The organism is Mesorhizobium liriopis (assembly GCF_024053505.1).
Classification (GTDB): Bacteria; Pseudomonadota; Alphaproteobacteria; order Rhizobiales; family Rhizobiaceae; genus Mesorhizobium_B; species Mesorhizobium_B liriopis.
The window spans coordinates 1-21,144 of record NZ_JAMXQS010000009.1 but is presented as its reverse complement, the minus strand read 5'-3'; the positions used below and the strand labels follow the sequence as shown (position 1 = coordinate 21,144).

The 21,144-nt window shown below is 60.3% G+C and carries 20 protein-coding genes; 12 read left to right on the top strand and 8 right to left on the bottom strand.

Annotated features, from left to right (window positions below):
* Positions 1–102: 102 nt before the first annotated feature.
* Entirely contained in the window at positions 103–831 is a 729-nt protein-coding gene (locus NGM99_RS18300) for a hypothetical protein (protein WP_252821619.1), read from the top strand.
* Positions 832–1,034: 203 nt separating this feature from the next.
* Positions 1,035–3,344: an AAA family ATPase gene (locus tag NGM99_RS18295; RefSeq protein ID WP_252821617.1), complete on the top strand. Its 2,310-nt coding sequence runs from the start codon at positions 1,035–1,037 to the stop codon at positions 3,342–3,344.
* Positions 3,345–3,362: 18 nt separating this feature from the next.
* Here the strand turns inward: NGM99_RS18295 and NGM99_RS18290 are convergent, their stop codons facing one another.
* Positions 3,363–4,349: a site-specific integrase gene (locus NGM99_RS18290; RefSeq protein ID WP_252821615.1), complete on the bottom strand. Its 987-nt coding sequence runs from the start codon at positions 4,347–4,349 to the stop codon at positions 3,363–3,365.
* A 927-nt stretch (positions 4,350–5,276) separates the two neighbouring features.
* Entirely contained in the window at positions 5,277–6,341 is a 1,065-nt protein-coding gene (locus NGM99_RS18285; protein ID WP_252821613.1) for a MerR family transcriptional regulator, read from the bottom strand.
* Between the two features lie 313 nt (positions 6,342–6,654).
* Here NGM99_RS18285 and NGM99_RS18280 point away from each other — a divergent pair, with 313 nt between their 5' ends.
* From NGM99_RS18280 to NGM99_RS18270, 3 genes are all read left to right on the top strand, one after another.
* The gene (locus tag NGM99_RS18280; protein WP_252821611.1) at positions 6,655–7,824 is read left to right on the top strand and encodes a Shedu immune nuclease family protein; all 1,170 of its coding nucleotides are present in this window, start codon (positions 6,655–6,657) and stop codon (positions 7,822–7,824) included.
* Positions 7,825–8,228: 404 nt separating this feature from the next.
* Positions 8,229–9,491, top strand: a complete 1,263-nt coding sequence (locus NGM99_RS18275; protein ID WP_252821609.1) for an extracellular solute-binding protein — start codon at positions 8,229–8,231, stop codon at positions 9,489–9,491.
* A gap of 36 nt (positions 9,492–9,527) precedes the next feature.
* Entirely contained in the window at positions 9,528–10,394 is an 867-nt protein-coding gene (locus NGM99_RS18270; protein ID WP_252821607.1) for an MBL fold metallo-hydrolase, read from the top strand.
* Positions 10,395–10,400: 6 nt separating this feature from the next.
* Here NGM99_RS18270 and NGM99_RS18265 read toward each other — a convergent pair whose 3' ends face one another.
* Positions 10,401–11,393, bottom strand: a complete 993-nt coding sequence (locus NGM99_RS18265) for a Gfo/Idh/MocA family protein (RefSeq protein ID WP_252821605.1) — start codon at positions 11,391–11,393, stop codon at positions 10,401–10,403.
* A 453-nt stretch (positions 11,394–11,846) separates the two neighbouring features.
* Here NGM99_RS18265 and NGM99_RS18260 point away from each other — a divergent pair, with 453 nt between their 5' ends.
* The 4 genes from NGM99_RS18260 (at position 11,847) to NGM99_RS18245 (ending at position 13,785) form a co-directional block, all read left to right on the top strand.
* Positions 11,847–12,152 (top strand): hypothetical protein, encoded by a 306-nt coding sequence (locus tag NGM99_RS18260; protein ID WP_252821602.1) that lies wholly within the window; start codon positions 11,847–11,849, stop codon positions 12,150–12,152.
* Positions 12,153–12,515 (top strand): hypothetical protein, encoded by a 363-nt coding sequence (locus tag NGM99_RS18255; protein ID WP_252821600.1) that lies wholly within the window; start codon positions 12,153–12,155, stop codon positions 12,513–12,515.
* 356 nt (positions 12,516–12,871) lie between these two features.
* Complete coding sequence (locus tag NGM99_RS18250) at positions 12,872–13,117, top strand: hypothetical protein (protein WP_252821598.1); 246 nt, start codon at positions 12,872–12,874, stop codon at positions 13,115–13,117.
* A 326-nt stretch (positions 13,118–13,443) separates the two neighbouring features.
* Positions 13,444–13,785 carry a hypothetical protein gene (locus NGM99_RS18245; protein ID WP_252821596.1) on the top strand — a complete coding sequence of 114 codons (342 nt, stop codon included), beginning with the start codon at positions 13,444–13,446 and terminating at the stop codon, positions 13,783–13,785.
* A 10-nt stretch (positions 13,786–13,795) separates the two neighbouring features.
* On the opposite strand, the gene NGM99_RS18240 is transcribed toward NGM99_RS18245, so the two are convergent.
* Entirely contained in the window at positions 13,796–14,011 is a 216-nt protein-coding gene (locus tag NGM99_RS18240; RefSeq protein WP_435371458.1) for a DUF6894 family protein, read from the bottom strand.
* A 249-nt stretch (positions 14,012–14,260) separates the two neighbouring features.
* On the opposite strand from NGM99_RS18240, the gene NGM99_RS18235 reads away from it, so the two are divergent.
* Positions 14,261–15,328: a helix-turn-helix domain-containing protein gene (locus NGM99_RS18235; protein ID WP_252821592.1), complete on the top strand. Its 1,068-nt coding sequence runs from the start codon at positions 14,261–14,263 to the stop codon at positions 15,326–15,328.
* A 361-nt stretch (positions 15,329–15,689) separates the two neighbouring features.
* Positions 15,690–17,666, top strand: coding sequence for an HWE histidine kinase domain-containing protein (locus NGM99_RS18230; protein WP_252821590.1), 1,977 nt, complete (start codon positions 15,690–15,692; stop codon positions 17,664–17,666).
* A gap of 214 nt (positions 17,667–17,880) precedes the next feature.
* Here the strand turns inward: NGM99_RS18230 and NGM99_RS18225 are convergent, their stop codons facing one another.
* Both NGM99_RS18225 and NGM99_RS21950 read right to left on the bottom strand, forming a co-directional pair.
* Positions 17,881–18,132 carry a DUF6894 family protein gene (locus tag NGM99_RS18225; RefSeq protein WP_252821588.1) on the bottom strand — a complete coding sequence of 84 codons (252 nt, stop codon included), beginning with the start codon at positions 18,130–18,132 and terminating at the stop codon, positions 17,881–17,883.
* 418 nt (positions 18,133–18,550) lie between these two features.
* Positions 18,551–18,787, bottom strand: coding sequence for a DUF6894 family protein (locus NGM99_RS21950; RefSeq protein WP_435371455.1), 237 nt, complete (start codon positions 18,785–18,787; stop codon positions 18,551–18,553).
* A gap of 139 nt (positions 18,788–18,926) precedes the next feature.
* Here NGM99_RS21950 and NGM99_RS18220 point away from each other — a divergent pair, with 139 nt between their 5' ends.
* A complete protein-coding gene (locus NGM99_RS18220) occupies positions 18,927–19,361 on the top strand; it encodes a BLUF domain-containing protein (RefSeq protein WP_252821586.1) in 435 nt (144 codons plus the stop codon).
* Between the two features lie 635 nt (positions 19,362–19,996).
* On the opposite strand, the gene NGM99_RS18215 is transcribed toward NGM99_RS18220, so the two are convergent.
* The gene (locus NGM99_RS18215) at positions 19,997–20,500 is read right to left on the bottom strand and encodes an SMI1/KNR4 family protein (RefSeq protein ID WP_252821585.1); all 504 of its coding nucleotides are present in this window, start codon (positions 20,498–20,500) and stop codon (positions 19,997–19,999) included.
* 298 nt (positions 20,501–20,798) lie between these two features.
* Complete coding sequence (locus NGM99_RS18210; RefSeq protein ID WP_252822027.1) at positions 20,799–21,140, bottom strand: DUF4142 domain-containing protein; 342 nt, start codon at positions 21,138–21,140, stop codon at positions 20,799–20,801.
* Positions 21,141–21,144: the final 4 nt, after the last annotated feature.

Below are 21,144 nucleotides of genomic sequence, written 5' to 3'. Positions count from 1 at the left end.
AGGGCAGCCGCCTAGGCCCACTGACACTCCATCCCCTTCGAACAACCTATCCCATCGCTCTGGCGCTGCCCAAGCAGCCTGCCGGACAAGCGGAGCTTTGCCATGACGACCGATCACCTCTGCCCTTTGCCTTCGCCTTCCCACCAGAACACCGTCTCAGACACCCATCTGTCCGAGCCCATCGGCAGCGTGGTTGCCCGCCTGCCCTGGGTGCGGGATGCGGTTGTGCCATCGCCCGCACCGGCTCCTACGCCATCCACCGTATTGGCTTCGACACTACCCCTTGCCGAGAGCCCGCTTGCCGTCCTGTTCACCGCGTTCGGCCACGACGCGGCATGCCTTGCTGCAGCCCGCAGCGGACAAAGCTTCGGCTGCCACTGTGAGGGCAAACGGAGCGACACTGGTGCCTCCTCTTCCGTCGCCGCTTATTCTGCCCAGGAGGGTGGCTGCAAATCATTTGCAGCTCTTGAAGCGCATGATGACGAGGCAGCCGCGCGCTATGCGAATGGCGACATTGTCGCAAATGGGACCATTGACCCCAGCCTCGTTGCTGGCCTCGCTCTGCGCTATGGCCACATGCTCAAGGGCCGAGGCCTGTTTCTGCCGCGCGGGCTTGGGCTTGCGCTCGCCGACCTCGTCGGAACAGGCGACCCGACCGCACAGATCATCTGGGAGTGGTGTCTCGAACACAAGCTGATCGGCGGCGATGGCGGGGCCAGCGGTGGACTTGGGTCAGAGCTCAAGGCCAAGCCCGAACCAGAGCCTGTTCCTGCACCACCGCCACCATCGCCTATCCTGCGCCTGGTCACGAGTGCGGCGGTGCGGCCATGACGGCATCAATGACGGCAACGGCACCCAGGCCTCACATCAAGCGTACTCCCAAGTCGCCGACCGCACGCTTCCTGGTCGGTGCACTGCGCCGCGAGCAGAGACGAAAGCAGAAAGCTGAAAGGAACGGGCATGCTACGCAGCACGACGATCACGCAGACGTTGCGCTTCATTCTCGGCCGCAGTCTCCCCTTCCCGTCATCCGGTTGACGATCGTTCTCCTTCTGGCCGACGCCATTGAGCGGTCAGGGCTTGGTCTGCGGGGCATGCGAGACTTGCTTGCGCGCCCAACTCCCATCGTTGGCATCCTCTCGCCCCTGTCGGGCTTCAACACCGCCCTGCGCAGCCTGATGAGCGAGACCGATATCCCGGGCCTGGCCTTCGATCTCGCAGCACCGGGCAGCCACAAGTTCACCTATCGCAGCCAGTTCGGACGCCGTGATGAAGCGGACAGCCCGGCACCCCGCCGCGTGGCAACGCTTCTGCGCCTGACCACCGACTTCAGTGCCGCGCAGAACCTTCGCGAACTGGCCGCTGCGCTGGCCGACAGCACGCCTATGCTGAGCCTGGGCCGGACACGGGACGACCTGCCCCTGCGCTTTGAGGATGTTGCCAACATCATCCTCCACACAGGGCCGCTCACACCAGCGATCGTAGAGGATGTGATCAGGCTCATGGTGGGCACCGAGGCGGATGGCGAAGCCAGAAGCGGGGCAGCAGACGTCGAGATCGTCGGCGGCGATGGGGAGGCTTCCAAGATCGCCGATCCAGACGATCCAGACCGTCTTCATCTCGATGCCGTCACCTGCCAGCATCTGACGCTGGCCGATCTCGCCATTGCTATCCGCCCGGGCCGATCACACGATGCCATCATCGCGGACCTCGTGCGCTATGCGCGCGACAACAAACAACGCAAGGCCAACGAAGAGAAGGACGGCAAAGGGGATGAAGGCCAGGGCACTGGCTCCGGCGGCAGCGGCAAGGCCGGCAGCTGGTCGTCTGGCTTGGGGCGCAAGGGCAGCGGCAATAACAACCGGGGACGTGATGGTGGACGAGGTGGCACGCTCGTGGCACCTGACACGTCCGCTAACGCCCCGCACCTCGATCGGCTCGCAGGCTATGGTGCAGCCCACGACTGGGCCATGACGCTGAAGGCCGATCTCGCATCATGGCGGGATGGCACGCTTGGCTGGGACCAGCTCTCCTCGCGCATCCTGCTGTCTGGTCCGCCCGGCACCGGCAAGACGCTGTTTGCCCGAGCGCTGGCAAACACCCTCGAACTGCCTCTTCTCGTCACTTCCGTCGCCACCTGGCTGCAGGCGAGCTATCTGGGTGATGTGCTCCAGCGCATGGAGCGCGCCTTTGCGCAAGCCAGTAGCGCCCAGCCCGCGATCCTCTTCATCGACGAGATCGACAATCTGGGCTCACGCGAAGACCAGGACCGGCGCGAGCATGGCGACTACTGGATCTCGCTGGTCAACCAGACCCTCACCCTTCTCGATGGGGCAGCCAGAACGGAAGGCGTGATCGTGGTGGGTGCCACCAACCGACCGCAGGTGATCGATCCTGCCATCCTGCGTTCGGGCAGGCTGGAGCGCCAAGTGAGGATCACCTTGCCCGACCAGAGCGCACGGGCACGCATCTTCCAGACGCATCTGGGCGATGCGCTCTCTGATGTGGTGGCGAGCAGGAGCGCGGATACGAAGGGAGGGGAAGATAGAGACAGAGACGGGAACGGCATGGCAGCCGCAACCGCTGACGAAGCTCCTGTCCGCAGCACCCTCGCCTCCCTCGCGCGTCTCGCTCGTGGCCTGTCAGGTGCCGACATCGAACGCCTGGTCCGCGAGGCAAGGGGCCGGGCACGGCGGGAAGAACGGGCTCTCGCCTATGCCGATCTCGAAGCAACCCTTCTCGACCAGCGGCCCAAGCTGAGCGCGCCCAAGCGCAGACGCATCGCTATCCACGAGGCAGGCCATGCGGTGGTGCACATGGTGCGCAACCTGGGCACACCCCAGCGCATCACGCTCGATGGTCCCTTTGGACCCCATACGCTCAGCAACGATCTCGACAACGAGATGGAAGGCGAGTTCGCAGACCTGAAGCGCTTGCTTGTCTTCACGCTGGCAGGCCGTGCGGCAGAGAGCACTCTGCTCGGCTCGCTCTCGGTCGGCTCAGGCGGGGGTGAGGCTTCCTGCGATCTCGCGGTTGCCACCCGCATCGCAGTAAGGATGGAGGGCTCGTATGGCTGGGGCAAGGAGAAGCATCCGCTGATCTGGCAAAGCGACAAGGCGCTTGATGACAGGCTTGCCTTTGATCCCCCCTTTGCGGCCCGCGTGCACAGCCAGCTCGATGAGGCGTACCTCGAAGCCCATAGCCTCTGCGCTGACCACCGCCATGCCATCGAACGGCTGGCACAGGCGCTCGAGGCAAAAGGCGAACTCGAAGGCGAGGCGATCCGACTGGCAGCGGGACTGGAGGAGACTGTTGCGCCGGCAGCCACACCGCCAGCGCCGTGACGGCTTTCGCTTTCTCTCTCACCCAACAAACGGCCGCGGGGAATGGGGCGTGTGCTCTCGCCTTGCCAGGTGCTCGCGCCGGCTGGCGCGTCCCGTGACGCGCACAAGCCCCACATTCTCAGGCCTTGCCGCAATCACCGCCTTCACCCCCTTGAGGCCTGAGCGTGCCGGCGCATAGTGCGAGCTTGCCGTGCGATCACAGGCATGCCCGGCAAGGTAGGCAACCGTTTGGGCGTCAAACAGCTTCTTTGCGCTCGCCATGCCGAGGTGACGCAGGCTGTAGGGGGCAAGGGGTGCGATGCCCGCACGGATGCAGGCAGCCCTCAGCTGTCGCGCCAGCCAGCGGTGGAAGGATTGCCAGTTGCCTTTTGCGTCTGCGCGCGTGCGCAGGGCTATGAGAAACGCGTCGATGCCTTCGAGCTGCTGACGCGACATTCCCGGCAGTTCGATCGTGCGCGTTGGCCCATGGGCGCGGCCGTTCGTGGTCTTGGCGTTAACGAGCACAAGCCTTTGGCCGTCCCTTTGTGCGTTGGCCCACTCGATCGGACGTGGGAACACCATCACCGTCATGCCGATATACTGAGCCAGAAAGGCATCGTCTTCGCGATCGCTGTTGCGCAGGCTCATGATCAGCGCGCGCAGCTCGGCTGGCCGGATGCTGCGCCGCTTTTTGGCCGAGGTCCGCTTGGGCCCGTTTCCCATCGGCTGGGGTGGGGTCTCAAGCCGCTGCAGGACGGCTGCGAGTTCTGCCTCGGCAAGCTTGCCCTGATGGCGAAGAACGGCACCGAGCGTCTTGAGGCTGGCCTTGTATTGCCGGATGGTGGATGGCTGATAGCGTCGGTGCGCCTGGGTGAACCATCCCACGACCTCGAGAAGGGTTGGCCGCCCGCCGAGCTCGCGCTGGGCTGCGCGCACCACGCAGGCTGCATTCGCCACATAGGCGATACCCGTCCCCTCGGTTCGGGTCGGCTCCTTGCCCGCTTTGCTGATGGCTTCTGCAAACACCCCGTCTGCTCCCCCTGTTAGTTCCGCACCCCAAGGATGGGGCCAGGGCTTGCAAGACACAAAAGCGGCAGAGGGCGAGAGAGAGCCGCTCCCCCCGCTTGGAAAGCACGGCAGAGCGGCAGACCAGCAGATCAGCAGATCAGAGGGAAACGGCTACCGTCATCGAACAAACATGCGAACCCATCCAGGCCGCGCGGTTTGGTTGGCAGCTTGCAACCAAGAGCGTTTGAATCGCCAATCCAATGTTCTGAATCGCAAGAGCACAAATTATTCCAATGTGCCGGCAAGTCTGATCAGTGTGTAGATAACTTGAGCTGAGGTGGTGAGAGCTCGAAGCACACGCGCGCCCGAACTGCGCGCCCCCCCCCGCTATCGATGGTAACCTTGAGAAGCTTGCCTGCCTCGGCAACCTCTCTCGCGTTGCACCACCGCCTTCTTGTGCCTCGTGTCGAATGGCTCGATGCCGACCAAAACTCGATGTCGGTTGTGCGCGCCGCGTCTGCCACCTCAGCGGTCCGGCAAGGTTTGCCGCTGCAACCAGACCGGCGGCTTTATGCTCTATGCCGCCGTCCGGCTCTCATCCGCTTTGGTCTTGCATCGCAGAGCTGTAGCAGCATCAGCTCTACCGCTTCCGAATTGATGCTGTGATCTTCAGGCAGCTACAGACCCCCGATAATAAGACAGAGCTTTCGCTCAACCGCATCGGGTCGATCTTAGAACGGCTAGACCCGACCCTTGCATCTGCCAATCTTGCTCCAAAGATTCTTGCGCGTCTGAGGTTGGGCCCGGAGCGGACCGTCTGGTTTTGGTTGTCGGCAAGCGCAGAACAGACGTTCGTGCACGGTGGGTCAAATGTCCGCATTCGACCCCAATTCAGCCCTACGAACAGGCGTTGAACCTTCCTAGAAGCGGTCGTTCGGCACCCATCTAGCAACTTTGGCTCGATGTGGATGCTGTTCTACCGCTCAGATCGTGAAGGCGCATGGCGACGACCCCCGCGGTACGTGCCCGGACCTCAGGCGAAGCAATGCATGTGGCCACAGCCTCATAACCTTGCCCGCCTGGATATGGGGCGGTTAGAAGCGGAACGCTGTGGTTGGCCGGGCACAGGATGACGATCTCCGAAGGCTCAAGCATGTCGAGATCAAGGATCGCTGAGGAACGCGTCATTAGGACAAGCATGCGCTTGCTCATTCCTCGGAGGCGCAAGTGTGCCATCAGCGCCACCTGCGTTGCCGCGTTCAACCCTTCCTCCACCATGTCGACCACAAGCGCTGTGGGCTTCGCCGCCTCCAGCGCGACAACCAGCGTAGTCAGTGCCTCCGACCGCTCCGCACCATCCTCGACCAACCACGTCAGGCGTCGTTCGACCCGTTCTGCGAGTAACGGATCCTCCGCAAGGCGTTGCGCAATGGCTGGATCCCTAAGGCGGTCAAGAGCAAGGAAATCAGCATCGGGCAACGCAGCGGCGAGGGTCTGGGCGAACCGGGTCTTCCCGCTACCAAGTGCCCCCGTGATGAAGGATAGGCGGGGAACGTCGTGGATAGCGAACCACTCTCCAGCCCACGGCCACGGTAGTGCAAAGCCGACTGTCGCGGGTGCATTTTCGGCAATCGCCTGCGCCAATGTTGCGGCGGTTGGAACGCGGCCTTGGGCGAGTTCCGCGCGTAGTGACCTTATCCGTTCGAGAGCGGCAGCCGTACGTTGGCCCGCCTCGCTCAAGCGAGCTTCGTGAGCCGCAAGGGCAGCATCCAGATCGCGTGGCTCCCCACTGAGTACACGGGCAACCTGAACGAGGCTTAGACCTAGATTCCGCAGTGCAACGATTTCGGCCGCCCGGGCCATCACAGCAGCGTCGTAAGTGCGCCATCCCGTCCGGGTGCGATCGGGTGATAGCAGACCGTGCTGCTCGTAGAGGCGTAACGCCTTGGCCGAAACGCCAAGAGAAGCGCTGGCTTGCGCGGGTGTGTAACTGCGAAGCGAAAGGTTCATGACTCACCTTAACCGGTTGAACCCACCTTCTATCAGGCCTGCCGCAGGGGCCGGGTCAAGGCGCTTTCCGACAGTCCCGCCAGAATTCTTCGGATCATAGAAGCGCGGTCCCGAAGGATTGCTGTGAGCGTCGGCAAGCGGGAAAGCGATGTCCGCTTCAATAACTCACCGCTCAGGAGCCGACCGTCAACTTCCCACCCCAATGCAGCTTCCGATCAATCACGAGGCGCCAGTCGCGTGGCTTCCAGCTGTACCTCTAGCGGATTTGGCAATTTCGCAGCATTGTCGAATCAATAGGGCTTGGGAGTGCGCATTGAGTAACGAAGGCGACTATGAATTTTTCAAAAATCGCGTCGCAGGGAAGACTTACCTATCAAAAATTTTCGACCGCCCGGGGTCCATCAATGATGAAAAGCTCAGGTTTGTTCGTATGATCCTCGTGGGCAGCGACGAACTGCTGCTAGGCGAGATCGAGGGCGCGCTCTGCCTCCGCTTGACGGGAGAGAAGCGCAAGACCCAAGTGTCGGCAATTGTAACGAGCGACCACAAGGGAATTCGCCGTCTTACTCTCGAAACGTTTAGAAGCCGGGCCGGCGGGTGGTATGAAGGCACGGAGAAGGAGGAATTCACGTTCCGTGGCGAAGAGTTTGCCCGCCTCCTCCAGTTTCTGGAGCAGATCAAGTTCGTCGATCCGAGCAACCAGAATACGCATCAGATCGAAGACATTTCAACCGGTACTGGTCGAAAGGCGATTATCGACGCGGATGATCGTACCTTAATTGCGCGCTTGAAGTCTCTGCCCCGGGAGCAGCGAGCAGGTGCGCTGGCGGAATTGCAAGATGACCTAACTGCTGAGGAAATCAACATATTGCTCGGGCGTCGAAAGGGCCTCGAGCAGTTTGAGCGCGAAATGGGGGCCGGCGACTGGGCAGAGGCCTCTTGGCAAGACTTCTTCGATAGCGAGCGCTGGGTTTTCGGTTACGGCCTAGATTATCGGATCATGAGGACCTTTGACCGCGAGGCGACGGTCGGCGGGGGAGGCACGGACAATCGCAATAAGCCGCTCCTCGACTTCCTGCAAACGTTCAAAGACTACACGGTTCTAGTTGAGATAAAGCGGCCGGATACCGCGATTTTCAAACGGACATCCGGCGGAAATTCCCGAGCGGGCACGTGGGAGTTTACCCCCCAATTCATAAGTGCCGTATCTCAAATTCTCGAGCAGAAAGCGGAATGGGCCGCATTTGCTCAACACGGTGAGAACTACAATAGACAAGGCGTCGAACTTGCGGCCCGAACCCGCAACGCCAAAGCGATCCTCGTCTTCGGCTCTTCGGAGGAGTTTGAGCGTTCTGGTAACGCCCGAGACGCCAACATCATGCGTGACACGTTTGAGCTGTTCCGGCGAGAGACGCGCGGTATCGATATCGTTACGTTCGACGAACTGCTCGAGCGAGCACGATTCATAACGCGAAACGCGTAGGTAAATCTTGCGCCGCGCTTGTGCAGGGCAGCGATGAAGTGAAGAGCGGCAGCTAAGGTCCCAACCCGGACAATTGCAGACGTTCCGCTTCCCACCCCATTGAGAACTCTCTTTCGGCCTGACAGCAGTGACAGCTTTCGAGGAGCTCATGGGGTAATCGGAATGACTGAGATGAGGCGCAGAGCGGAACGGCAAGACCTGGGCCGGAAGCGGACTGTCTGGTTTTGGGCACAACCGATCGAAAGCTGCCAAACCGCATCCGACCCCAAACGAAGCTTTGCGCATCGCAGTGATCAGAGCGCCTCGCGTCGTCTTCGTGCTGAAGTGATCTTTGGCTGACGCGCTCGTCCTCGACGTTTGACTGCTGGAATCCATATCCCAGCAATCGGCTGGGAGGAGCGGGCATGAGACAGATTATCTGCGCGTCATTGGCGGGTGGGTTCGCCTTGGTGGCATCGAGCGTGGGAGCGCAGGAGCCCGTCACACTGACATGGGCCGCGCACTACACGACAGCCCAGATGGCTCCGCTCGAAGCCTGTTTTCGACAGTATGAGACGGCCAATCCCGGTGTCGCCATCCGCTATCAGCAGATCGGCTTCGAAGATTTCCTGCAGGCGACGCTCACCTCGCGCATAGCCAACACCAGCCCCGATATCACCAATGTTTATTCCGAATGGAGCCGCAGGCTGGTCGACAGCGGCGTGCTTGCGACGCCTCCGGACGACATCCTGCAATTCATCAACGACAGCTATGAAGCAAGCACAGTGGAAGGCGCCAAGATCGATGGTCAGATCTATGGCGTGCCGGCCGAGGTCAGCCTTTACATGCTGCTCTATAACAAGAAGCTTTTTGCCAAGGCGGGCATTACCCAGCCACCTTCGACCTGGGCCGAAGTGGTCGCGGATGCCGCAAAGATCGCCGAACGTGACGGCAATGGGAAGGTAGTCACGGCTGGCTATGCCTTTGGTCCCTCGCCGGGTAACGCCACCCATCCGTTTCGTGCGCTGATGTTCTCGCGCGGGCTCCCGCTCATCAAGGAGGACGGGCTTTCTACCAATCTCGCAGAACCGGCAGCAGCGGAGATCTTGCAAGGCCAAGTCGAACTCTTCTCACAAGGATCGACGAGCCCATCCAATGTGGTCAAGGATTTTCCTTCGGGCCGCAACGGCATGCAGATCATGGCCAACTGGTTCGAGCAGACGCTCCGCGATGGCTTGGGGGACCAGTTCGACGCCACTGTCGGCGTGGCACCCATCCCAGCTGGCCCGGACTGGAAGACCTACCAGTATAGTTTCTTCCAGGCCGTTGACGCCAATAGCCCGCACAAGGACGAAGCCTGGAAGCTGATCCGCTGGCTTAACGCGCCCAAGGCCGATGGCGGGCGCTCCTGCGTCGGCGACATGGTGGTCACGCTCGGTGGGCTAACCGCCAACAAGGCAGACATTGCAGCAAGCCAGGCCGAACTGGGGGACGCCTTCACCAAACCTTATGTCGATGCATTACAAAGCGGCCGCGCGCTGACCGACCCCAACATCGCGCAGACAGCCGAAGTCGATCGCATCCTGCGCTCTTACATCGAGGCTGCTTGGCTCGGAAAAGCAAAGCCAGCCGATGCGCTCAAGCAAGCCGATGCCGATATCACGAACGTTCTTTCCTTGCCGCAGTAGGGCAGCAGTCGTGCTGCTGAAAGAGTTATCGCGAGTATGAGTCCCGGCTACCTGCCTTTTGCTGGAGCCTTGGAGCTTCCCGTCTTTTTCTGCGACAATTGCGGTTTCTGGCAGCGTCACTTCGCAGAGCCTCCAAGCTGCCCGCTATGCTTGGACGCGCGTCATGTGGTGCCGCAGAAGGGTTGGAGCTTTCGCTCCCAGCAAGAGGCAGAACAACTTTTTCCTTGCCATTGGGACGAGCCCGAAGAGGGTATCTGGCGCTTTCGCAATGAGCCGGTGAACGGGATCGGTTCTCACAGCTATCTGATCCAGACGAAAGTGGGTAACATGATTTTTGAAAGCTGCGCAGTCTACAGCCGCGCCGCTCTCGACCATATCCACAGCCTCGGCGGCGTTCAGGTGCTGTCAGCGTCTCATCCGCATTCCTATGGTGCGCTGTGGCAGATCCAGGACCGGTTCGATCCTGAACTCGCCCTGCATCCGGGTGATTTGGCCTGGAGTACAGCCTTCTGCGTCACGTGGCCGTTCGACGACTTCCTTGAGCCGCTGCCAGGACTGGAACTTCACTGGACGGGCGGACACTTCGACGGCCATGCCGTTCTGTTTGATCGGACGCGGAAGATTCTGTTCTGCGGCGACGCGCTCAAGTTCGAACTGGCGGCAGACAACCCTCGACATGCGCGCACGATCTCGACGCATAAAGCTTTCGTCCGTGGCGTGCCGATGACGCCCAATGAGTTGCGGCGTTATCGCGATGTGTTCGCACCCCTCGACTTCAGACAAACCTGGACGCCCTTCGAGCAAGTCACCAATGCTGGGCGGCGCGAAGCGCTCGCCCTCATCGATGGAATGCTGTCTACGCGTCCACACGCAGCCCCAGTGCCTCTCGTGGACTTGCTCTGACCGCAGTCAGCTGGTTCGGCGGTAGAGACTATCCAGAAGCCGCATGGTGCGGAGATCGCGCTCCGGATCGAAGGCTCGATGGTCGCCAGACCGCAGTGCGGCCGAGAAGGTTTCGATCATCTGACTGAACGGTGAGCGATCAATGCTTGGCACCATGATTGGTGTTTCGAGGCCAGACGTTCCATCCGTGTGAACCAAGCTGCCGCCGGCCTCCTGCCCCATCGAGTTGATAGCTGTCAGTTGGCCTTTCGCTCCCAACACTTCGAGCCTCCTACGGGGCAAGCCTTCGGGACAGTTGTAGCTGTTGTGGATGCTCGCAAGCACGCCTGAGCGTGTTTGTCCCACGATCATGCCGCCATCATCGACGGCATAATCGTGCACTCGCCTCTGCAGAAGCGCATAGGCTTGGACGAGAGGCTCACCGAGCAATGCATCGATCAGATCGAGGCCATGCGGCGCCAGATCCATCACAGCCCCACCTCCTGCTCGGCTCGCATCGACACGCCAGTTCTCGCCTTGTCCCCAGTCGGCTCCCAACCAGCAGGCGTAAGCAATACGAACGGCTGTCACGGTTCCAATCAGACCTTCCGCGATCAGTTTGCTCATCTCCCGGTGGATCGGATGATGGCGCTGATCGAAGGCTGTGGCATAGAGCACACCTGCTGCGCGGCACGAACTGACCATATTCTCGGCATCCGAAAGTGTTGCCGCCATGGGCTTCTCGCAAAGCACTGCCTTGCGGTTGCGCGCGAGCACCTCCACGACCGGCCAATGCAAGTGATTGGGGGTTGCGACATAGACGGCCTCGACGGATGGGTCTGCAGCTAAACCCTCGATGCCGTCATAGGCGTTCGAGCCCATTCCTTCTGCCACACGCCGCGCTATGGGCGATGGATCGGCAACTGCGACCAGTTCGTCTCCAGCCTGTGACATGGCCGGTGCCACAAAGTCCTGTGCCACCCAGCCAAAACCCGCGATGCCCCATCTCGTCACGCTCACCCCACAGACCTGCACTGCTCCAAGTGAACGAATCTAAGTCTATGTCGAGAAGGGTCGAGCCACGCCCAGGCTGTCAGTCATCGACGTGGGACCAATCGCGCAAAACAAGACCGCCCGCTTACATTGGCTCAGATGTGTCGATGCGGATCACAACGGGCAAGCACGCTGCGAATACATTGCTATAGCCCATGCTTCCGTGCTTCACGCGCCGCTACCCGGCATCGAGATGGATCGGATGAACGGCCGCGAGCGTAGATGGGTACCAGCTTACTCACCAGATCACTGGTGTTGCGTCCCGGCTACTTACCCCAACGGCAACCGGTGCTAGCTCTTCGTGCGGGGATCGTACCGCTTGGGGGAAGTCGTGCCGCGTATATCCGATGATCTTCGGTTCTGGGCTGCGTTCTGGGTTCTGATGCTCACGCCAGTGATTGCCGCCTCAGGCTGCGTCTGGTGCGTGATCGTGCCGTGACAGAGGATCTCGGACAAGCCTTGGTCAGCTTGCTGGCCTCATCGATTGCAGACTTCATCGACCGGCCGAGTGCTGATGCCGAGGCGATCCGCACCAATGATGACGACTGCGGAGCGCTTGCCGCTTGCATCGCTGATCCTGCGCAGCGTGAGTATGTCTCAGCTCATCTCACCCTTGCACTTCGCCAGCTTGTCGATGCCATCCGCGAGAACGATCCGCAGGCCCTTGAGCAGGCACAGTGGTGGGCACGCGAGCAGCTCGAGACGATGAAGGCGCAGGCGCGCTGATTGATGCACGACCGCGGAAGCGCTGCTACCTACCTGACAGCCATCGTCGATCACGTCATGGACTTTGAGCCGGATCGCGTCGAACGCGCCCTGAACTTGCTTCTGCCCCGCACCATGGTGTCAGAGCGTGGGCGCCGAGCTCACCTTCTCTCCCTACTGCGCGAGATTAGCGAGCTCGACCCTGAGCACCCCGCCAACCATTCGATCCGGAACGAGGCTTACGTCTGCATTGAGCACGCGAGACGGATCGTGCCACCGCTGCGCAAGCAGGGCCAAGGCGGCAGTCCACATGCTCAGTGGTGGGTCGCGGTCGGGGCAATCGGAACGCTGCTCCTCAGCTTGGCGCTGTTCGGCCCGCATTAGAGCCCCTTCGCGAGCGCGTAGGCATTTGCCGCAGGTGGGACTGCCTCAGGCAGGTTCGAAAACGCTAATCCACAGAATTCTAAGTCCTCGTACGACGTCGCCCGGTCGCACTCCCATCGCCGCGCAATGGCATCCAGCAGATCGCTGAGCCTGCGATCGCCCCCCGCGCGCAGCATGTCGTCCCGGTCATATCGGCCCTTTCGCCCACACAGAGCGCAGGCCACCTCGACCTTAGGGCTGGGGTAGTGCTTCAGGGTGTCAGCGACTCGGCTCATGAGAACATAGTAGGAACAAATGCCTTGAGTGGGCAATCCCGACTCGCTTAGGTTCGCGACCATACCCACGGAGAGTATCCCATGGTCGTGCACAACATGCCTGCCGAGATCATCAACCTGCCCGAGTTCGAGACGGACATGACAACCGTGTCCCGGCTGATCCGCAAGCATCGCGGCATGGTCAAGCTGAACTGCCCGCATGATCAGGCGCTTGATCGCCTATTTGACGCTCTCCTCGCCACGCTGCGCGATGTCACTGGCGAACCGATCCCGCCATGGGCGGAAGACGCGGCCTTGCGCAAGGCTCGACGCGGGCGGAAGGGATGAGCGAGGAATGCTTGGAGGTCCGGCACTATGCGCTGTGGACGGCTATTGATGATCTTGCCGTCCAAGTGAACCTCAGTCCGTCCGCCCTTGCCGTTCACGCTGGGCTGAACTCATGCACGCTGAACCGTTCCAACCGAACTCGCGGCGGCACTCTCCATTGGCCGAGCACAGCAACCATAGGCGCCCTCCTGGCTGTAACAGAAACGAGCTGGGGCGAGTTCGGGCACCTCGTCGATCTGATCGAGCAAGCACGGCTGAACCAATATGACGCAGCGGCAGCCTTAGCCATGGTCAGAGCATAGGCGCGCAGCTATCAGAGCAACCAAATGGATCAAGCCACAGCCAGTCTCCTAGCAGACCTGAACTTCGCTGCCTCTGAGATCGCGCACACTAGCGTCCACGAGCGCGTCGCCCTTTTGACGCGTGCGGCAGCCTGTATCGAGAACTTCAACCGACGCATTCTGCAAGCAGGCCGCCCGGCTTACGCCTCAGACGCCATTGTCCGCGAGTGGCGCAAGATGGCTCGCGAGGTGGCTTACCTGGCGGACGCGAAGCTTGCCGAAACACTCAAAGGTGCGGCCCTTCTGATTGAGGCGACGCAAGTGATCCTCGATGCACAGTATGAAGTCGTTCTTGAGCGCCACCAGCCGAAGGGCCGTGCGAACTAGGCTGTCAAGCTCATGCCTGAAGGGTAAGCGTCCACAGTTCGCGACCGTTCTCATCGACCACGTTCATCTGTAGCCCACTGCCGATCGCCATCAGCGCGCCATGGTCGGTCAGGAACTCGCCACAGGCGACAAGCGCATGCGCCCAGACCTCGCGCTCGGTCGCGCACTCCATCCCGATCTCGTCTGGTTTCGAAATGCCGTCGTGAATGTGGAAGAAGTACCGCATGTGCAAGTGCTTTCCATGAGCCGCCTGGGTAGCGCCTTGTGCCCTTGGCTGTTCCGTCATTTCAGGAAGGAAGTGATGACGTGTTGGTGTTGGCCGCGGTCAGCTACGGCCTGGGTCTTTCACATTCTTAAATGACGCAGGATCGGGCCATGCAAACATATGTTGGTTTGTAGAACTGAGCTCTACCATCGCCGATGTCTTGGAAAGCGTCTCTGCCTACTGCGTGTTCTTTTCCATCAGGAGGATAGCTTGTCGGATATTGCAGTGTTTGGTCACTCGCTTGCAGACCAAAACGGCCACCTCCTATCCGTTGACCAAGGCTTCAGTGAAATCTTGGGCCTGACCCCAGCCGCGCTCGCTGGCAAGCATATTCTGGACGTAACCCACGATGCAGACCGCGCCGGCAATGAGATCCAGCTGCGCCGGCTTCTGACCGAAGGCACGCCATTCACGATCCGGAAGCGCTACGTCCGCCCGGATGGTTCTCTTGTCTGGGTCGAGAACCACGTATCCTTGTTTCCCGACGGGATGGGCCCCCAACGACTGGTGGCTCTGACCAGATTGCTAGGACAGGCGTTCAAGGAGGCGGATCACCCCGACCAAGCCAATCCGCTTGTCACTGCCCTCAGGCGGTGGGGACCGCTTACTCTTGAGGAAGAAAGCGCTCTTCGCTCAACTTTCTTGAGGACCCGATCCTATGAGGTGGGCGAGGAGATCAGCCGACCCGATCAGGATCGGACAGCGATCTGCGTTGTGGTGGATGGTTACGCTGGCCAAGCACAGCTCTTCGCATCAGGGGCTCGGCAGTTCGCCAGCCTTCTGCTGTACGGTGATCTGGAGCCCTTCAGTGTTTCCGACGAAAGAGGAACTGGTCACTCGCTTTTCGGGTTGACGAAAGGGCATGCGGCATTCGCCTCTCGGACCATGCTGGCCCAGGCGGCTGCAACATTCCCCAACATCATGCGCTCTCTTTGGCTCAACGCCGCCGCAGACGCTGCTCGCTTGCGTGTCTGGACCTCACAACTGGGCCGGCGCAGCGCCATTGAGCGGACGGCACATCTGATCTGCGAAGTGTTTCACCGATTGGAGACGCGCAATCTGACGAACGGCCACGAGTTCAGCTTCCCCGTCAATCAGGACGCACTTGGCGATATGCTCGGGCTTTCCACGGTTCATGTGAACCGCTCGCTCACCGCGCTGAAGAAGGCGAACTATATCAGCTGGTATCGCGGTCGCGTCCACATCGACAACCTCGCTGGATTGACCTCACTCGCGGAGTTCGACCCTTCGTATCTCACTGTAAGTTTGAACGCGTAAGGTGCGACCCAAGAGGTTGGGGTATCTGTCTCGAGCAGATGAAGAAGATGTAGGTGCATCCGGAGGACGAACGAAAGCTTGGCCCTGAAGAAAGTCTGATTGACGCGCTAGAGCGCCTCCCCTCCAATTCCTGAAGACAAAGAAGTACCGGAAGGATGTTCCCTACCTCGCAACACCGATCTCATAGCGCGGTACATGTAATCGTCCCTCAGCATCGCATTTGCGCAGAACTTGGCGCCTGCGCGAGGAGCGCAACTAACCTTTGTTAACACAGGAGCGATCCCAAGGTGCTAACCGACCGGAGTAGGCTGAGCGGTGCGATGACCTGATGCCAAAGGGCAACGCCGTGCCAGGAGGCCGAATGCCCGATCGATTGCAGATGATGAAGCGCCAGCAGGTGCTGGCCGACTTCGGGGACTTTGCGCTTCGCTCAGATCGCCTTGATGAGGTTCTCACCGAAGCCTGCCGTCTCGTGGCAGAGGCACTCGACATCCATCGCGCCAAGGTTTTGGAGATCGAGGAGGGCGGGCAGCGGCTTCTGATGCGGGCCGGGATCGGCTGGGAGCCAGGGACCGTGGGCCAGCTCCGCATACCGATGGACGAGCGCAGCTCCGAGAGCTTCTCTATCCAAGCAGGCCGGCCCGTCGTCTCACGAGACATCAGGAAGGAAGACCGGTTCGATATCCCTGCCTTCATGAAGAAAGCGGGCGTCGTTGCCATGGCGAACGTTCCGATCTTTGTGCCAGGCGGTCGGGCTTATGGCCTCCTTCAAGTCGACGCGACCGAGCCCCGTAACTTTAGCAAAGAAGACACGCACTTCCTGCGCACTTATGCCACGATCCTTGGACCTGTGATCGACCGTCTTCTCAAGGTGCAAACCTTGAGCGTAACTAGTGCGAGGGCTGACGCCGCGCGACGCGAAAGCGAGACGCGGGGTCGTCTTCTCCAGGCGGTTTGGGAAGCGGATGCCTCCGGTGTGGTCGCCGCCGACAGCCCGAGTTGGCGTGCATTTACAGGACAAACTCTGGAAGAGTGGCTCGGCTACGGCTGGCTGGATGCTATCCATCCCGAAGACCGCTCCTATGCTCAGCAGCAGTGGCAAGAGGCAGTCGTAGCTCGCAGTCCCGTCAATGCCGAGTTTCGGCTACGCGTGCCCGGCAGTGGTTGGCATTGGACGAATGTGAGGGCCGCTCCTGTGCTCGACGCGCAAGGCCATATCGAGAAGTGGGTCGGACTGAACCTGGACATCGACGCCCGCAAGCGTGCCGAAGTGCGCTTACGCGAGAGCGAAGAACTGTATCGCATCGCACTCGATGGGGGCGCCATGGGGGCCTGGAGGTGGGACACCCGAGATGGAATGGTCCGGGCGGATGATGCTTTCCAGGCATTGTGGGGCCTTTCGTTCGGTGACCAAGCGCATCCCTTCACGGTCTACATCGATCGGATGGACCCGGACGGGGCTGCCTCGCTTCACGCCGTGAGAGCCAAGGAGATCAACCCAGGCGAACAGTTTCACGATCAGGTGCGAGTTACCCGCGGCCCGACTTCCGGCCGTTGGATCCAGTGGCGTGGTCGCGCCGATCGCGACAAGCCGTGGATCATCAACGGTGTCAGCTTCGACATCACCGAACAGAAGCTTGCCGACCAGAAACTGCGCGCAAGCGAGGAAAGGCTTCAGGTGCTTGTCGCCGAGCTTCAGCACCGCACGCGCAATCTGATGGGCATCGTGCGCTCCATGGCGGACCGGACCTTGCGGCGCAGCACGAGCCTGGATGATTTCACGCCAGCCTTCAAGGACAGGTTGCTGGCGCTGGCCCGCGTGCAAGGCCTCCTTTCGCGCATGAACACGTGGGAGCGCATCACCTTCGATGAGCTCATCCGCACCGAGCTCATGGCGCTCGATGCGGAAAGCGAGCGTGTCGTGCTCGACGGGCCGGCAAACGTCATGCTGCGCTCGTCCACCGTGCAGACATTCTCCATGGCGCTGCATGAGCTTGCCACCAATGCCTTGAAATACGGTGCGCTTAAACAGGAAGCGGGACGGCTCTTGATCAGTTGGCAGCTTGAAATCTCGGGCGAAGGTGGTGTGCCCTGGCTTCATGTCGACTGGCGAGAATGCGGTGTCGCCATGCCCCCCGAAGGCGCGCCCGCCCAAGGCGGCGGATTGGGGCGAGAGCTGATCGAACGAGCCCTTCCCCACCAGCTTGGTGCCAGGACAACCTATGTCATGGAGCCCAACGGCGTACACTGTACGATCAGCCTGCCTGTGTCGGAACGAACAAAGGCGGAGGCGCCCAAAATTGGGGTAGATGGGAGCGCTGGACGGGCGTTGCTCTAAGGCTGTGGCGGACAGAGTTTCCTGAAGAGCAAGGCGGCGACCGAGGCTTGTTCTCGGCGTTCCAACACGGAACCGAACTAACGCTCGGTAGGCATGCCAAGTATGATCATATATGCGAAGTAGGGATACCCGCGATCTAAAACCTGCTGCCAAAACTTGAGAAAGCCCCGGCGCGCGAAGCTGAACCTGGGCGATCTAGCATGCGAACTGAGCATTACAGGTTCGTTGTTTTTTGATCGAGTGGGAAGAGGCTGAGCGTGGCGATGAACACGAGACGGCCAGTCTCGTCGGTCACATGAATGGAGTAGGCGCCTTTCCCGTTCAGATCCGAGCTGGCGTCAAGTGCCGCCGAAGGAAGCGCTTCGACAGCTCTGCGTCGAGCATCGGCATCTGAGGTACATTCCTCCCCAACATCATCGATCACACAACCGCCGTTGTAGAACTTGCTGAAGAAGTATCGATGCATGGCACCGGGTTATCGGAGTTGGCCGGTCGAGGCACCGATCAAATCGGTTATTCTGCCAGTTTGCTTAACGCTGGCTGTGAGACGTGCGGTCTAGGCTCTTCATGTATCGCGAGGGGTCGAAGGAACCTTCCCCAGCCGCAAACAGCAAAAGCCCGGACCCGACCGAAGCCGAGCCTGGGGCTTAAATGCGCTGCTCTTTGCAGGGAGCAACGGATGTCAAGTGTGGCAGGTTGAGTTCGGTCCGAGCCAGCAGGCAGAACAGAAGGCGTATGCAAGGCCGCATCTATCAATTGTTTGGATTGGCAAGAGAGGTGGCATCTGACCCAGTCTCAGGGCTGACTACTCCCTGCAAGCTTGTGGCCAGCGGATAACTCAGCGCCTTCCCTACCAACCCCCAAGGCGGGCACCGGGCCCTCATCTAATTCAGTTCGACGCCGCTGGTCGAGAACGCCAACCGCCAGCAGTGCTCGCCTGCTGATGTCTTGACCTCAAGCATCCAGCCATCGCCTGGTTTGAAATGTGCTCCGCTGTCGCGGAGCATATCGCTGCACGCCGCCAGCGCATGCTTCCATGCCTCATGGTGGTCGGAGCAATCGCACGTCATCGAGTGCCGCAGCTCACCGCGGCATCGCAGCTGAAATCGAAACGACTGCATTTGAACCCCACCCTCAGCCATTTAATGGCTCGGCTTACGAAAGGTTCAGAGCAGCAGGATAAGAACAGTTAGTTTTATTGCTTCACTCGCGTGTGCTTTTGCATCAGCATCGAGGTGATCGGTTTCATCGCGAGATTATATGCTTCACCAACTCCTCTACGTCAGTGGTGCCATTCATCCGATGTCGGCCGATGACATTGAGGGCATCCTCAAGACGTCGCGGCGAAACAACTCGGTCAACGCCATCACCGGCATGTTGCTCTACCGATCCGAAGTGTTTTTGCAGGTGCTCGAGGGTCCGCGCGCTGCCGTTCGCAAGCTTTACAGTCGGATCGAAACCGATCCACGCCATCGCAACAGCATGGTGATGATGGAGCGGGACGCATCGGACCGTGCATTCGGCGAATGGAGCATGGGGTTTGACTACATGCCCAATCGTAGTGAGCATGATGAGCGTTCGTTCAGCCTGTCACGCGCAGCCCTCGAGGGTCGTATCGCGTCTCACGCTGAAGGCGGCGTTATGCTCGATACCGTCCTGGCATTCGCAAAAAGGGACTTCCTTGGAGAGCGGTAGCCGTCACCATTTACCACCCGCTGGCCCGGCCGTCTCTTCTGCGAGCGATCCTATCCTCCTCTCTACCTTCAGCCAGACGGCGAGAGACATGCGCAACCCATAATCACAGGCTGCTTGCGAACCCGCTATCGAGGTTCACTTGGCTCCAGGTGTTGCTGTGGGCGGCGTCCCAGATGGCTCGTCCAGGCCTGGTGAAAATCACTCGCCGAACACGAACCAGAGCAACAGCGCACCGATCGCCTGAACGAGCAGAAAGCCGAGGCCTTTGAACATTGGCTTCGGGTCGTTCCCTGATGCTGACATCAGCCTTCTTGGCTCTGACCCACACCATCACCGTTCGTCGGCGGCTGAGGGTCGGCAGTATGAGAGCAAGCGGCGACAGCGAACGTGATCGCCAAGACAGCCGTCAAGCGGATGAGTAAAGACATGCAAGTCTCCAAGTGATGCGCAGCGGCACCAAGGGACAACTGACCTGTTTTTGGTCGGCGACAAGGGTCGGGACGCAGGTATCCAACCTACTTGATGGTGATCGCCCGCTGCATCTCGCGCAGCAGCCCTCAGGCTCTGGAAAAAAGAGCCCCGGCCAGCCGAAGCTGAACCAGGGCGGTCCTGCATGCGATACGCTCTGTAGCCGTCTATCTGTCGACAGTGAAGCCGTTGATCAGTTCGCTGAAAGACGATGCGAACTTGATGGCGTAGGCCCAGTCGTCGCTTTCAGCCTCTTCTAGGGCCGGGCTGCCCTCACCGCCTGAGACCTCATGGTCGAGGAAGAATATCTCACCAAAACGATCGGGCCGTAAGGATATGGCGATGTCGTTGCCACCTCCATCCGTCATGATCGATAACAGCCCCAACGGAACATCGTTGTCATTTGCCGAGTGGAAGCGTTCAACGAGCGACAGATCGGGCTCCGGCCGCACACCTGCCACCCTGCTCAGCCGTTCCGTGCCAACGGGCTCACCGGAGAGTGAGAAGAGCACGCGACCATACACCTGGCCTCCAGGTGTAAGTGAAAGGAACGCGCGATAGTCCTCTGGCAACGTAGACCCTATCAGGGTCTCGATATCCGAGATGGCAGACTCATTCGGCAGCGAGTAGCCAGCATCGTCGATTATGGAGGCAAGTTCGTCAGCAGTCATACCAGCCAATCCCCTTCAGTCCGCCCCACGTAGCACGAGACGGACTTGAATGTTGGTAGAGACTGAAAATGCAGCGCTTGCGTATGCTGCGAGGTCTAGGGACGCGGTATCTGAAGTATGGCAGGTATGCAAATCCAACCCCAAAAAACAAAAAGCCCCAGACTCGACCAAAGCCGAGCCTGGGGTTTCTGCAATCTCTATCATGATCGCGCGAAAGCAGTTTGACGGGACAACCTCACCCCTCGATCGTTTCAGCAAATGCCAAGGGGAGCAAGATCAACCATCATACCTCGCCTGCTCAGCCTGCTTTGGACTGCAGCATGGTCAGGTGGTCGATGTGTTCCTTGATCTGGCCGCGTGCGAGCTTGGTGACGGAGAGATGCTCACGGTTCTGACCGACCTTGAGGTAATCTTCCTGGATTGCCAGAAGCTTTTTGTGGCCATCGAGCTGTGCCGTGACATAGGCCTTGTCGAATGCCGCGCCGCTCGCCGCATTGAGATCGGCCAAAGCTTTCTTGCCTGCCTCATCGAGCATCGCCTCGACTTCCGCTTCGCTTGGCGGATGCAGTGCGCCCTCTGCCTTCATGTCAGCCGATTCCATCGATTTCAGAATGTCGGCAATGGTTTCCTGCTCGGCCACTTCC